Genomic DNA, 12,104 nt, shown 5'->3' with positions numbered 1-12,104 from the left:
TGAACAAAGGGGGAGTAATATGTGAGAACTGTACTTAAATTTTTAAGACCTTATAGAGGCTTATTTATATTAGGATTAATATTAATGTTGGTAGAATTGGCAGTTGAACTTATTCAGCCAATTTTCATTTCTGAAATTATAGATAATGGTATTTTGAAAAATGATTTAAATCATGTCTATTTATTCTTATTTATTATGTTAGCCACGGGTCTTGTTGCACTAGCATCTGGAATTTGGAATAGCTTTGTTGCAGGACATGTTTCTCAGGCATTTGCATATGATTTAAGAACGACACAATTTAAAAAGATACAGACTTTTTCACTTGATACATTACAAAAATTCAAAACATCAAGTTTAATAACAAGATTAACAAGTGATGTAAATAACTGTGATCAAGCAGTTTATATGTCTATTCGAATCATGCTTAGAGCACCACTTATGATTATTGGTAGCATCATTATGAGTTTTGTTGTAGAACCGAGGTTAGCTGTCTATTTAGTTATTGGAACACCGATTATATTTGTTATTATCTTTGTTATAGCTAGAATTGGCGCTAAATTATTTGGGAAAATACAACGGAAATTTGATGAAATGAACCGATTTTTCCAACAAAATTTAGAAGCGGTAAGACTGATTAAAGCAAGTCAGACGAGTGAACAAGAAATTAATCAATTTAAAAATAAAATTAAAGACATTAGACATAATTATACATATGCACTAAGATTGATGGAATTTATTAATCCATCATTATTGTTCATTATTAATGGAAGTATTCTTGCAGTAATTTGGTTCGGTTCTGATATGGTCAATCAATCTACACTAGAAGTAGGTAAACTGGTTGCGATATTAAATTACGGTATGAGAATGCAAGGTGGATTTGGGATGTTAGCTTTTTTAATTATGACATTAAGTAGAATGAAGGCTTCAAGCGAAAGAATCGAAGAAGTATTAACTACAAATTCTGATGAAGAAGTCATTGATAAAGAACCTACACCTAAATCAAATCAAGCATATGGCGTTGAGTTTAAAAACGTGAGTTTTACTTATCCTAACGCCACAAAGACAGTACTGAAGAATATATCATTTAAAGTTCAACCAAAAGAGAAGTTTGCAATTATGGGATCAACAGGTTCTGGTAAGTCTACTTTACTAAGTCTTATACCAAAAATGTATCAAACAAAAGATGGAGAAATACTTATAAATAATAAAAATGTTGACGATTGGAAAATAGAAGAATTAAGAGATGCAATAGGTTATGTCCCACAAACTGCTTTATTATTTTCAGGAACAATAATTGAAAATCTGAAATTCGGAGATCCAGTTGCTGATAATGAAATGTTAGAAATGTCATCGGAGAAAGCTCAAATTCATCATTCAATTAAAGGATTTGATCATGAGTATCAAACTTTAATTGGCCAACAAGGTGTGACGTTATCAGGTGGACAAAAACAAAGGCTTTCAATTGCGAGAGCGCTCGTTCGTAAGCCGGGTATTTTAATTTTGGATGACTCAACTTCAGCATTAGATATCAAAACTGAATCTGCTCTATGGGATGCACTAGAACATGAAGATACAACTAAATTAATCGTCACCCAAAAAATAACAACTGCAAAAACTGCAGATCGAATTATGTTATTAGTTGATGGTGAAATTGAGGCTATTGGAACTCATGAAAGTTTACTTAAAGAATCAAAACTTTATCAAGAAATAGCAAATAGTCAAGAAAGTGCGGTGATTGCATAATGAGTTTGAAAAATCCTTATGGTCATCAAACTGTTCTGGCTACAGATGACATAACAAACAAGAATCCGAAAAAGAAAAAAAGAGCAAAAGATACAAAAGGTACGTTATTAAACATTTGGAAATTAATTGATGAAAAACGGCTACAACTTATCTTCGTTATTTTCATGATTATATGTTCATCAATATTAAGTTTAATCGGTCCATTTGTAATTGGGAAAATGATAGATGAAAAGATTATCCCTAAAGAATTAAATGGGTTAGGGCAATATATTATTATTTTATTATGCGTGTATGTCATGTTATCCATTACTGCTTACATGGGATCATTTCTAATGGTGAGCATAGCTCAACGTACAGTATATTTACTAAGAGATCAACTGTTTCAACATTTTCAAAAATTACCGGTTTCTTATTTTGATAAGAAACAACACGGTGAATTGATGAGTAGGATGCAAAATGACATTGAAAATGTATCTCAAGTATTGAACTCATCTTTTATACAATTTACATCAAGCGTTGTAACATTAATTGGTACACTTTCAATTATGTTATATTTAAGCCCCTTATTGACCTTATTAACCATCATTATCATACCTATTATGTTCATGAGCATGAGGTGGATAACATCTCGAACAGGTGTATTATATGGACTAAGACAAAAACAATTTGGAATTATGAATGGATATATTGAAGAAATAGTGAATGGTCAAACTATTGTAAAAGCATTTTCTCAAGAAAAGTATGTTATGGAAACGTTTAATAAAAAAGCTGACAATGTAAAGGAATACAGTTTTTGGGCTATTACATTTGGTGGTTTAATTCCTAAAGTGATGAACTATTTAAACAATTTAAGCTTTGCTATTGTTGCTGGTATCGGTGGGATACTCGCATTAAATCATTCAGCTGGTGTTACAGTTGGTGTGATTGTTATTTTCGCTGAATATGCAAGACAATTTACTAGACCTTTATCAGATTTAGCAAATCAATTTAATACTGTTTTATCTGCAATAGCAGGTGCTGAACGTGTGTTTGATATCATGAAAGAACCGGTTGAACAAGATTTACCGGATGCTATCGATAAACAACATATTAAAGGTGAAATCGAATTTAAAGATGTAACGTTCAAATATGACCCAGAGCAACAGAACCCGACAATCAAACAACTTTCTTTTAAGATAAAAAGCGGTGAGTCGGTTGCATTAGTTGGTGCTACAGGTGCAGGTAAGACGACAATTGTTCAGCTGATATTACATTACTACGATATTAACTCAGGTGAAATATTAATTGACGGAATACCCATTAATAATATGACAAGACAATCATTAAGACATAATATTGGTGTAGTCTTACAAGATCCATATTTATTTGATGGTACTATTAAAGATAATATTATGTATGGAACGCCAAACGCGACATACGAACAAGTAGTAGAAGCGGCGAAGAAAGCAAACGCACATGAATTCATCAGTAAACTTGAAGATGGCTACGAAACAGTGCTTAAAGGTGAATCTGGATCACTATCTCAAGGTGAGAGACAACTGATTTCTATTGCAAGATGTTTATTAGAAGACCCGAAAATATTATTATTAGATGAAGCTACGAGTAGTATAGATACTGTTACTGAAATTAAAATTCAAGAAGCACTTGAAACACTTATGGTTGGTAGAACAAGTATTATCATTGCGCACAGATTAAACACTGTGAAAAAAGCAGACTTAGTATATGTATTGTCTCATGGAGAAATGATAGAATCTGGTACACAACAAGATTTAATTAACAAAAAAGGTATATATTATCATATGTTAAATGCTTCCGATGAAGATCAAATAAAAGAATTACATTAGTGGAGGGATTAAATGGAATTTAGACAAATTGATCATGACATAGAAACGTTGTTTACTGAATATATTTCAGAATGGTATCAAAACGATGAAGTTGTTGTTCCCTGGGCAACAGACGTAAAAAAACACGGTGGATTTAATGAAATGTTAAAAATGTATAAAGAAGCTATAAACCCTGTTAATGAAGCGTTTGTTCCTGCTAAAACATTTGTCTTAATTGAAGATAATGAAATAAAAGGTGCCGTCAATATTAGATATGAACTTAATGCTTTTTTAGAAGAAAAAGGCGGTCACGTAGGTTATGGAGTTAGATTGAGTCAAAGAGGGAAAGGCTTTGCAACAAAATTATTAGGTTTCGCCTTAAAAGAACTGCGAAAAGAAAACGTACATGAAGCACTTATAACATGTGATGATGACAATCTGGGAAGTGCAAAAGTAATTGAAAAGAATGGTGGCGTAGAGGCTGATCCTCATATTTCAAAGGAAAATAGTATAACTAGAAGATATTGGATTAAATTAATATGAGTAAGTATAAATATATACGACTTGTAAGCACTTAAACTTCTTTGCACTTTATGTTGAACTCTAATATAATATAAAGATGAATAAATATGGGAAGAAAGGGTTTTGAAATTGAATGAAGAGCAAAGAAAATATGGTGCTAATGCGAAGACAGAACCTAATTTAGAAAAAGATTATAGTAAATACTTCGAGCACGTTTATCAACCTCCAAATTTAAAAGAGGCTAAAACGAGAGGGAAATCTGAAGTAGAATATCATGATGATTTTAAAATAGATGAACGACATAGAGGAATGGGGAAAGGTCGTAAATTTTACATTAGAACATATGGTTGTCAAATGAATGAACATGATACTGAAGTGATGGCTGGAATTTTTCAAGCGTTAGGATTTACGCCAACAAATACTGTAGATGATGCGGATGTTATCTTATTAAATACTTGTGCAATTAGGGAAAATGCTGAAAACAAAGTGTTTAGTGAAATAGGAAATTTAAAACATCTTAAACAAGAAAGACCAGATTGTATAATAGGTGTTTGTGGATGTATGTCACAAGAGGAATCAGTAGTCAATAAGATACTTAAGTCATACCAAAATGTAGATATGATTTTTGGTACACATAATATTCATAGATTACCAGATATATTAGAAGAAGCATACATGTCTAAAGCGATGGTCGTTGAAGTTTGGTCTAAAGAAGGCGACGTTATTGAGAATTTACCTAAAGTTAGAAATGGCCGAATTAAAGCGTGGGTTAATATTATGTATGGGTGTGATAAATTCTGTACATATTGCATAGTTCCATTTACACGTGGTAAAGAACGTAGTCGTATGCCTGCTGAAATCATAGCTGAAGTCAGAGATTTAGCGAGACAAGGGTATCAAGAAATTTGTTTACTCGGACAAAATGTCAATGCATATGGTAAAGATATAGATGGTTTGGAATATGGCTTAGGTGATTTACTGAAAGATATAAATAAAATAGATATTCCAAGAGTAAGGTTTACAACAAGTCACCCATGGGATTTCGACGATCGTTTAATTAATGCAATTGCTGAAGATAATAATATTGTGCCTCATGTACATTTACCAGTACAGTCGGGTAATAATAACGTTCTTAAAATAATGGGGCGTAAATACACGCGTGAAAGTTATTTAGAACTAGTCCGAAAAATTAAAACTGCGATACCTGATGTTGCATTGACAACTGATATAATTGTTGGATATCCTAATGAAACAGAAGCTCAATTTTTAGAAACAATTGATTTATATCATGAAGTTGGTTTTGAACATGCATATACTTACGTGTATTCGCCAAGGGAAGGTACGCCAGCAGCTAAGATGAAAGATAATGTACCTGAAAAAGAAAAAAAACAGCGACTTCAAAGATTAAACAAAGTTGTTGGTGAATATGCTGCTAAATCATTAAAACCTTATGAAGGGCAAGAAGTATTCGTTCTTTGTGAAGGTACAAGTAAAAGAGATGACGAAGTACTTGCTGGATACACTGAAAAAAATAAATTAGTAAACTTTAAGGCATCTCAAGATGTGATAGGTAAAATTGTAAAAGTAAAAATAACAGAAGCAAAACAATATTCATTAAATGGTGAATTTATTGAGATTGTATCCAAAGAAAAGGTGGCACATTAAATGTATACAAAAGATGATATATTAAATCAAGCACGAAAACTCGGAAAGATGATGGCAGAAACTGAAGAGGTTGACTTCTTCAAACGTGCTGAAGCACAAATTCATGAAAATCAAACGGTAAGAGAAAAGATGGCAAGCTTAAAATCTTTACAAAAGCAAGCTGTAAACTTCCAAAACTATGGTAAAGAAAAAGCCTTATCAATGGTAGAAGAAAAAATCAAAAAAGTTGAAGAAGAATTAGATGAAATGCCTATTGTAAGTGAATTCAAAGAAGCACAAGGTGAAGTAAATGAATTGTTACAAATGGTTTCAAATTCGATTAGTAATACAGTAACAAATGAAATTATAGAATCAACAGGTGGGAATCAGTTAACAGGTGAAACAGGTGCTGCAATTGAAAATGCACCAAATACAAGTGGTTGCTCACATTAATTAAATAGAATTTTGCACTCACGGTGTCTTTTTGGGCTGAGAAATACGTGTATATTTGATCCAGGTAATGCTGGCGTAAAGATGTGTAACTAAACATTAATATGTATATGTATAGAGCCTAGGACTAATTATTTATGTCCTAGGCTCTATTTTTGGGAGGAAACGATGAATAAAACGAAATTAATGACTTTGACAGCACTTTTAACAGCTATAAATGTTACATTAAGCACATTTATCACAATACCGATTGGTCCAATAAAAGCAATGCCTATGCAGCATCTAATCAATGTGATATGTGCAGTTATATTGGGGCCGTGGTACGGTTTATTACAAGCATTATTATCATCAACTGTTAGAAATATACTTGGGATTGGGACAATATTTGCCTTTCCAGGAAGTATGATAGGTGTATTATTAGCAAGTTTATTGTACAAATATCGACGTAAATTATATTTAGCATCTTTAGGTGAAGTAGTAGGTACAGGTGTAATTGGAAGTATAGTTTGTATTCCGATTTCTTGGTTACTTGGATTTGGTAATCTTGCATTCTGGCCACTATTTATATCGTTTTTACTTAGTAGTTTATTTGGAGCAATTGCAAGTTATATCATATTGATATCTTTTGAAAGAAGAGGAATACTGAAGCATTATATACGTTAAAGTAATAACTACAATTTAATTCTGAATATGGGTATAGATATCTCTTTAAAGTTGCAACGTAAAAGTATGTTCTTTGAAGAGATTTTTTGATTTAATTATACGTTACTCGTTTATTTTGAATATTTTTGATAAAATAGATAAATCGAAAATAATAAAGAAGGAACGTGAAAAACATGTCTAAACCAACGCCTATGATGGCACAATATTTAAAAATTAAATCACAATATCAAGATACATTATTATTCTTTAGATTAGGTGATTTTTATGAAATGTTTTATGATGATGCAATTGAAGCGTCAAGAGTGTTAGAAATTACGTTGACTAGACGTGATGCTAAGAAAGATCCCATTCCAATGTGTGGCGTACCATATCATTCAGCAGCAGGATATATTGAAAAACTAATCTCCAAAGGGTATAAAGTTGCGATATGTGAGCAAATGGAAGACCCAACACAAACTAAAGGTATGGTTCGTCGAGAAGTTGTTCAAGTTATTACACCTGGTACCGTTATGGACCAAAAAGGTATGGATGAAAAATCCAATAACTATATTTTAAGTTTCATTAAAGAAAATGGTGAATATCATTTAAGTTATTGTGATGTAACGACAGGTGAATTAAAAGTTACTTCATTTGAAGATGAATCTACGTTAATGAATGAAATTACAACGATTCACCCTAATGAAATTATTGTTAATAAAACGTTACATGATAATCTATATAAACAAATTCAGCTCATAACTGAAACGATTACGGTCATTGACAGTTATGAATCTAGGGATTACGAAGTGATTAAAGGAACATCCAATGCACAAACAATGGCATTAACATATTTATTAAATTATATACATGATAATGGAAAACGAGACATGCCTCATATAGAAGATGTTGTCGTATATCGTGCATTAGATTATATGAAGATGGACTTTTATGCAAAGAGGAATCTTGAGTTAACTGAAAGTATAAGGTTAAAGTCTAAAAAGGGTACACTATTATGGTTGATGGATGATACGAAAACACCAATGGGAGCAAGAAGATTAAAACAATGGATTGATCGTCCACTCATTAATCCTCATGATATTAAAGAACGTCTAGATGCTGTTGAACAATTAGTAAATGGATTTATTGAAAGAGATGAATTGCGTAGTTATTTGAACATGGTTTATGATATCGAACGATTAGTAGGTCGAGTTAGTTATGGAAATGTTAACGCGAAAGACCTCGTGCAATTGAATTATTCTATAAAACAAATTCCATTTATTAAAGAAATAATCGAACGTCTAGATTCTAATTCGGTAGAACGATTTAAAGCACTTGAGCCACTTTTAGAATTAGAAGCATTACTTGAAGATAGTTTGGTAGAAGATCCACCTCTATCTATTAAAGAGGGTGGGATTTTTAAACAAGGATATCATGAAAAGTTAGATGAATATAAAGATGCTTCAACAAACGGCAAGCAGTGGCTAGCTGAACTTCAACTTAAAGAGCGTCAAAGAACTGGCGTGAAGTCGTTAAAAGTTAGTTTTAACAAAGTGTTTGGTTATTATATCGAAATTACGAAAGCGAATTTACAACATATAGATACGGATGCATTGGGGTATCAACGAAAACAGACGTTATCTAATGCAGAACGTTATATAACTGAAGAACTCAAAGAAAAAGAAGCTATCATATTAGGTGCAGAAGATAAGGCAATTGAGTTAGAATACCAATTATTTCTTGAATTAAGACAAAAGGTTAAAACATTTACTGAACAACTTCAATATCAAGCAAAGCTTCTTGCTGAAATAGACTGTTTACAAAGTTTTGCTGAAATTGCCCAAAAATATCATTATACGAGACCTGTCTTTAGTGAAGATAAGACGTTGTCTTTAAAGGCATCAAGACATCCAGTGGTAGAACGCGTTATGGATCATAATGATTATGTTCCGAATGATTGTTACTTAAACCAAGAAGAGTTTATCTACTTAATTACTGGACCAAATATGTCAGGTAAGAGTACATACATGAGACAAATTGCAATTATTAGTATAATGGCTCAAATGGGTGCGTATGTTCCTGCCGATTACGCTCAATTGCCAATATTTGATCAAATCTTTACAAGGATTGGTGCTGCTGATGATTTAGTTTCAGGGAAAAGTACATTTATGGTAGAAATGTTAGAAGCAGAGAAAGCAATGGTTGGTGCTACGGAAGATAGCCTTATTATATTTGATGAAATTGGTCGTGGTACTTCAACTTTTGATGGATTAGCCTTGGCACAGTCAATGATAGAATATGTACATCATCACACAAAAGCAAAAACGTTGTTTTCTACACATTATCATGAGCTAACGCATTTAGATGAAACTTTAACAGGATTAAAAAACATACATGTAGCTGCTAAAGAATATCAAGGTGAACTGATATTCTTACATAAAGTTAAAGAAGGCGCAGTTGACCAAAGTTATGGTATACATGTAGCAAAATTAACAGACTTACCTGATGAAATTATCGAAAGAGCTAATACGATATTACAAGAGTTGGAACGTAACTCAAGACCTGAAAAACAGCGTGATGCTTATGAACAACCATCATTCCAATTATTTGAAGAAACTAAACCTTCAGAAATTGAAAATAAAATAAAATCTATGGATATTATGAATATGACACCAATAGAAGCATTAACAAAACTGCAAGAGATTCAAAATCAAATTAAATAGAAAGTGTGAATGCATTGGGGAAAATTAAAGAACTAGAACTTTCTTTAGCCAATAAAATAGCTGCCGGTGAAGTAGTCGAAAGACCTGCATCAGTTGTTAAAGAATTATTGGAAAATGCAATAGATGCGCAAGCGACACAAATTGATATAACGATTCGAGAATCAGGTATTCAATCTATTAGAGTTGTAGATAATGGTACTGGTATCGAAGAAGATGATATAGCAAAAGCGTTCGGAAGACATGCAACAAGTAAGATTGATAATGATTATGATTTGTTTCATATCCGAACGCTAGGTTTTCGAGGTGAAGCGTTAGCAAGTATATCTTCTGTAAGTAAAGTAACAATGAAAACTTGTACAGATGACATGCTTGGACATGAGGTTCAAGTCGAAAACGGAGAAATTATAAAACAACAACCAGCAAAAGCTAAACAAGGAACTGATATTCTTGTTAAAGAATTATTTTATAATACACCTGCACGTTTGAAATATGTAAAAAGCTTGTATACAGAACTAGGCAAAATAACAGATATCGTAAATAGAATGGCAATGAGTCACCCGCATATATCGTTCAGTTTAGTATCTGATGATAAAACAATATTAGCAACAAATGGATCAGGTAGAACAAATGAAGTTATGGCAGAAATATATGGCATGAAAATCGCGAAGGATCTAGTAGAAATTAATGGAGAGACAGATGACTACGTGATGAATGGGTTTATTTGTAAGCCTGAACATACGAGGAGTAATCGCCATTATATTTCAATATTTATCAATGGTAGATATATTAAAAATTATGCATTGAATAAAGCAATTATTGAAGGTTATCATACTTTGTTGCCGATTGGTCGATATCCTATCGTTTATATAAACATTGAAATGGATCCTATTCTAGTTGACGTTAACGTGCATCCAACAAAATTGGAAGTCAGACTTTCTAAAGAACAGCTGTTATATGATCTCATTAGCCGAAAGATTAAAGAAGCTTTTCGTGGCATGTCGTTAATACCAAATACAAGTATAGATAAAGAACCTAAAAAGTCACAAAAAGAAATTTTCGAACAGCAACGGTTGGATTTTGAAGAGAGAAGAAACACAAATTCATCACGAGCAAACTACGATAAAGAACAATCTTCAAATCCAGATAATCATGATGAAAACCAAGATAATCGACATTCTATTCAGAAAGAACAACCTAGCCCTTCTACACAGCAATGGCATTTCAAACCGAAAGAGTATCAATCATTCATTCATGAAGAAACACAATACACACATGACAGTGTAGGAGAACAGAAAGATGATATTCAGCAAATATCATCTTCAGAACCAGTTCAACAAAGTACTGATCAAGAAGAACAGTTTGTGCAATCATCAAACCATAACGAATATGTTCAACCAAATATTGAAAAGCCTCGTGTACCTTACATGGAAGTCGTTGGTCAAGTTCATGGCACATATATCATTGCTCAAAATGATACAGGCATGTTTATGATTGATCAACATGCAGCTCAAGAGAGAATTAAATATGAGTTTTTTAAAGAGAAAATTGGTGAAGTTACAAACGAAACACAAAGCTTGTTATTACCATTAACATTTAATTTCTCTAAAGATGAACATATGATTATTAATAAATATTTACAACCTCTAGAAGAAGCGGGGATTTTTCTAGAACCGATAGGACACCATGATTATATGGTGAGTGAATACCCGGTCTGGTTACCTGTAGTAGAAGCTGAAGACATTATTAAAGATATGATTGATTACGTCTTAAAGCATGAAAAGGTAGATATTAGAAAATTAAGAGAAGATGCTGCCATTATGATGAGTTGTAAGAAATCTATAAAAGCGAACCACTATTTAAGACAGCATGAAATGAGCCATTTAATTGATGAGCTTAGAGAAACAACTGATCCATTTACTTGTCCGCATGGGCGTCCAATTATTATTGAATTAACGACTTACGAATTAGAAAAATTATTTAAAAGAGTAATGTAGGAGGTATAAATTGCCATGAATCAGCATATTTTGCCAGCAATTCGATCGATGAAAGATATGGAAAAATTTTTTAAATTAGATTATAAGCAATGTGTCTTGCTTGATACACATATCGGTCATTTACAAGCCATACTCGAACAAATGAAAGCTCATAATAAGGAAGTAATGTTGCATATAGATTTAATAAAAGGCTTATCAAATGATGAAGCAGCGGTTGAATATGTTATACAACAATATAAACCAAATGGCATCCTTTCAACAAAATCAAAAATTATTAAACGTGCTAAAAAGCTAAATACGTTAACAATCTTAAGAGTATTTATATTAGATAGTACAGCACTTAGTAGAAGTATAGAATTAATTAAACAGGCAGATCCTGATTTAGTTGAGGTTCTACCAGGTGTTGCTACAAAAGTAATTAAAGAAATAAGAGAAAAAACGGGTAAAGATATTATTGCTGGTGGACTTATAAACACGCAAGAAGAGATTGAACTTGCGATAGAAAGTGGCGCCAAATACATTACGACAAGTGATTTAAATATTTGGTAAATCCATTTGACAACGTT

Annotated in this window: 9 protein-coding genes and 1 riboswitch; all 9 genes read left to right on the top strand. The window is 32.3% G+C overall.

All coding sequences use genetic code 11. From position 1 onward, the window contains the following. Positions 1-21: 21 nt before the first annotated feature. The 9 genes from CD111_RS01375 (at position 22) to CD111_RS01335 (ending at position 12,087) form a co-directional block, all read left to right on the top strand. On the top strand, positions 22-1,743 hold the full coding sequence (locus tag CD111_RS01375; protein WP_095088243.1) for an ABC transporter ATP-binding protein: 1,722 nt from the start codon (positions 22-24) through the stop codon (positions 1,741-1,743). Next, the gene (locus CD111_RS01370) at positions 1,743-3,587 is read left to right on the top strand and encodes an ABC transporter ATP-binding protein (protein ID WP_095088241.1); all 1,845 of its coding nucleotides are present in this window, start codon (positions 1,743-1,745) and stop codon (positions 3,585-3,587) included. The genes CD111_RS01375 and CD111_RS01370 overlap by 1 nt, the downstream gene beginning before the upstream one ends. Before the next feature lie 12 nt (positions 3,588-3,599). Next, positions 3,600-4,109, top strand: a complete 510-nt coding sequence (locus CD111_RS01365) for a GNAT family N-acetyltransferase (protein ID WP_095088239.1) — start codon at positions 3,600-3,602, stop codon at positions 4,107-4,109. 108 nt (positions 4,110-4,217) lie between these two features. Further along, positions 4,218-5,753 carry a tRNA (N6-isopentenyl adenosine(37)-C2)-methylthiotransferase MiaB gene (gene miaB / locus CD111_RS01360; protein WP_095090124.1) on the top strand — a complete coding sequence of 512 codons (1,536 nt, stop codon included), beginning with the start codon at positions 4,218-4,220 and terminating at the stop codon, positions 5,751-5,753. Then, positions 5,754-6,185 (top strand): YlbF/YmcA family competence regulator, encoded by a 432-nt coding sequence (locus tag CD111_RS01355; protein WP_095088237.1) that lies wholly within the window; start codon positions 5,754-5,756, stop codon positions 6,183-6,185. A 9-nt stretch (positions 6,186-6,194) separates the two neighbouring features. After that, positions 6,195-6,284: riboswitch (TPP riboswitch) on the top strand. Positions 6,285-6,350: 66 nt separating this feature from the next. Next, entirely contained in the window at positions 6,351-6,845 is a 495-nt protein-coding gene (gene thiW / locus CD111_RS01350) for an energy coupling factor transporter S component ThiW (protein ID WP_095088235.1), read from the top strand. Between the two features lie 173 nt (positions 6,846-7,018). Then, positions 7,019-9,544, top strand: a complete 2,526-nt coding sequence (mutS, locus tag CD111_RS01345; RefSeq protein WP_095088234.1) for a DNA mismatch repair protein MutS — start codon at positions 7,019-7,021, stop codon at positions 9,542-9,544. A 5-nt stretch (positions 9,545-9,549) separates the two neighbouring features. Continuing rightward, a complete protein-coding gene (gene mutL / locus CD111_RS01340) occupies positions 9,550-11,538 on the top strand; it encodes a DNA mismatch repair endonuclease MutL (protein ID WP_371868742.1) in 1,989 nt (662 codons plus the stop codon). Between the two features lie 15 nt (positions 11,539-11,553). Beyond that, the gene (locus CD111_RS01335; protein ID WP_095088231.1) at positions 11,554-12,087 is read left to right on the top strand and encodes a glycerol-3-phosphate responsive antiterminator; all 534 of its coding nucleotides are present in this window, start codon (positions 11,554-11,556) and stop codon (positions 12,085-12,087) included. Positions 12,088-12,104 lie beyond the last annotated feature (17 nt).

The sequence above is a fragment of the Mammaliicoccus stepanovicii genome, from assembly GCF_002902525.1.
Lineage (GTDB): Bacteria > Bacillota > Bacilli > Staphylococcales > Staphylococcaceae > Mammaliicoccus > Mammaliicoccus stepanovicii.
Note: the sequence above shows the minus strand (reverse complement) of the source record. Positions and strands in the feature narration are given on the sequence as shown.

What these genes read in the sequence shown, in the direction of transcription:
- CD111_RS01370 (WP_095088241.1), top strand. Translation starts at nt 1,743, where the DNA reads ATGAGTTTGAAAAATCCTTATGGTCATCAAACTGTTCTGGCTACAGAT.
- CD111_RS01365 (WP_095088239.1), top strand. Translation starts at nt 3,600, where the DNA reads ATGGAATTTAGACAAATTGATCATGACATAGAAACGTTGTTTACTGAA.
- CD111_RS01355 (WP_095088237.1), top strand. Translation starts at nt 5,754, where the DNA reads ATGTATACAAAAGATGATATATTAAATCAAGCACGAAAACTCGGAAAG.
- thiW (WP_095088235.1), top strand. Translation starts at nt 6,351, where the DNA reads ATGAATAAAACGAAATTAATGACTTTGACAGCACTTTTAACAGCTATA.
- mutS (WP_095088234.1), top strand. Translation starts at nt 7,019, where the DNA reads ATGTCTAAACCAACGCCTATGATGGCACAATATTTAAAAATTAAATCA.
- CD111_RS01335 (WP_095088231.1), top strand. Translation starts at nt 11,554, where the DNA reads ATGAATCAGCATATTTTGCCAGCAATTCGATCGATGAAAGATATGGAA.